The sequence below is a fragment of the Pseudomonas sp. CFBP 8772 genome (assembly GCF_014841665.1).
Taxonomy (GTDB): Bacteria; Pseudomonadota; Gammaproteobacteria; order Pseudomonadales; family Pseudomonadaceae; genus Aquipseudomonas; species Aquipseudomonas graminis_B.
In genome coordinates, this window is record NZ_JACYUI010000029.1 from 1 (window position 1) to 2,429 (window position 2,429).

Here is a 2,429-nt window from a genome sequence, read left to right on the forward strand (position 1 = left end):
TCAGGCCGGCCTGGTAAGAGCACGGCCTGCCTAACGGCAGGCCGTAACCGGCCCGCACACAAAAAATCTGACAGTCCCCCAGAAGGCGAAACCCGAGGCCGTTAGGCCGACGCTTCTGATCGTTCTGAGCCACACCGCCGATGTACCGGTCTTGATACATTCAAGACAATCCACCGACACCTGCCCCCCTCACCCTTCCGCCCCGCTCGCCAGCGAAGTAGCATGGCAGCGTCGACTCCTACCCGCGGCCCAATCGGCGGCACCACACGGCGGCAGCACCATGCAGACAACACCCGACAGCCCCACCGCCACCGCGCCGAGCGAAGAGCGCCGCTGGAACACCCGCGCCCTCATCGTCGACGACGACATCCCCATCCGCGAACTGCTCTGCGACTACCTCGCCCGCTTCAACATCCACAGCACCGGCGTCACCGACGGCAACGCCATGCGCCTGGCCCTCACCGAAGACACCTACGACGTCGTCGTCCTCGACCTCATGCTCCCCGGCGAAGACGGCCTCTCCCTCTGCCGCTGGCTGCGCAGCACCTCCGACATCCCCATCCTCATGCTCACCGCCCGCTGCGAACCCACCGACCGCATCATCGGCCTGGAACTGGGCGCCGACGACTACATGGCCAAACCCTTCGAGCCACGCGAACTCGTCGCCCGCATCCAGACCATCCTGCGCCGCGTGCGCGACGACCGCACCGAAGAACGCACCACCCTGCGCTTCGACAACTGGCGCCTGAACAGCGTCCTGCGCCAACTGACCGCGCCGGACGGCCTCGTCGTGCCCTTGTCCAACGCCGAATTCCGCCTGCTGAGAGTCTTCCTCGAACGGCCGCGCCGCGTGCTCAACCGCGAACAACTGCTCGACGCAGCCCGCGGCCGCTCCATCGAAGCGTTTGATCGCAGCATCGACCTGCTCGTCTCGCGCCTGCGCCAGAAGCTCGGCGATGACCCGAAATCGCCGCAACTGATCAAAACCGTGCGCGGCGAAGGCTACATGTTCGACGCCCGGGAGATTGGTTGATCCGCTCGGCCGACACCCTGTTTGCCCGGCTGTTTGGCGGGGCGCTGCTGGCGATCGTCCTCGCCCACCTGCTGGCGTTCGTCTGGTTTCACTACTACGGGCCGCGCATGCCGCCTCCGCCCAACTGCGACCGGCCCATGGCCAGCCAGATGCAGCCGCCACCTGAACGCAACGCTGCAACCGACGAGGACGACCGGCGCCCTTACCCACCGCGTTGTCGCCCGCCACTACTGGGCATTCCGCTGGTGCCCTTATTGTTCCAGCTGATCAGCCTGGTGCTCGCCGCCTGGTTCGGCGCCAAGGCTTTGAGCCGGCCGATCCGCCGATTGAGCGAAGCCGCCGAGCGCCTCAGCGAAAACCTCGACAGCCCGCCGCTGGCCGCCAATGGCCCGCGCGAGGCACGTCAGGCGGCGCAGGCGTTCAATCTGATGCAGGAGCGCATTCGCGAACAGGTGCGACAGCGCGGGCGCATGCTCGCCGCCGTCTCCCATGACCTGCGCACGCCCCTCGCGCGCCTGAAACTGCGGGTCGAGCAGATCGACGAACCGCGGCTGCACGGGCAGATGAGCCAGGACCTCAACGACATGATCGGCATGCTCGACGCGACCCTGACCTACCTCAACGAACAGCGCACCAGCGAAGCGCTGCAGTATTTCGACGTGCAGGCGCTGATCGAATCCCTGGCGGAAAACGCCCAGGACAACGGCGACGACATCCAGGCGAGCGGCACCTGCCGGCCGCTGAGATCCCAGCCCATGGCCCTGCGTTCGTGCCTGAACAACCTCATCGACAACGCCCTGCGTTACGCCGGGCATGCGCGGGTGGAGATCGAAGACGCCAGCGATCGCCTGCGGGTCAGCGTCATCGATCACGGCCCCGGTATTCCCGAAGACCTGCGTGAAGTGGTGTTCGAACCCTTTTATCGCGTCGAGAGTTCGCGCAATCGCAACTCGGGTGGTGTCGGCATCGGCATGACCATCGCCCGGGAAGCCGCACGCCGAATGGGCGGCGACCTGCGCCTCGAACAAACACCCGGCGGCGGTTTGACCGCCGTGCTGGATCTGCCGCGAACCTGACTCGACCTCGTCATAAGCGATGGGACAGGGTGCGTTCGGTGGTGCTGGCGATCGAACTTAGTGTACAGACTGTGTGAAAACCTAGCCAACCTGCCTCAGATCTAAGAAAATGCCCCGCATCGAAAGATGCGGGGCATTTTCTTATGGCGTACATCCAGGGCGAATCTCGAAACCAGACCAGCCTGTTTCCGGTTTCCATCGACGAAGTCATTCCCGAAGACCATCTTGTCCGAGTCATTGACGCCTATGTTTCGCGCCTGGATCTCAGGGTTCTGGGGTTCGATAAAGCTATTCCCAAGGGCAACGGACGTCCGCCCTAC

2 protein-coding genes and 1 pseudogene are annotated in these 2,429 nt (G+C 64.8%); all 3 read left to right on the forward strand.

Features of this window, described 5'->3' with window-relative positions; all coding sequences use genetic code 11:
- The first annotated feature begins 280 nt into the window (after window positions 1-280).
- Entirely contained in the window at window positions 281-1,033 is a 753-nt protein-coding gene (locus IFT99_RS25985; RefSeq protein ID WP_192136169.1) for a response regulator, read from the forward strand.
- Window positions 1,030-2,109, forward strand: coding sequence for a sensor histidine kinase (locus IFT99_RS25990; protein WP_192136171.1), 1,080 nt, complete (start codon window positions 1,030-1,032; stop codon window positions 2,107-2,109). The genes IFT99_RS25985 and IFT99_RS25990 overlap by 4 nt, the downstream gene beginning before the upstream one ends.
- A 143-nt stretch (window positions 2,110-2,252) precedes the next feature.
- Window positions 2,253-2,429: pseudogene (locus tag IFT99_RS25995) on the forward strand (IS5/IS1182 family transposase); the annotation flags it as partial.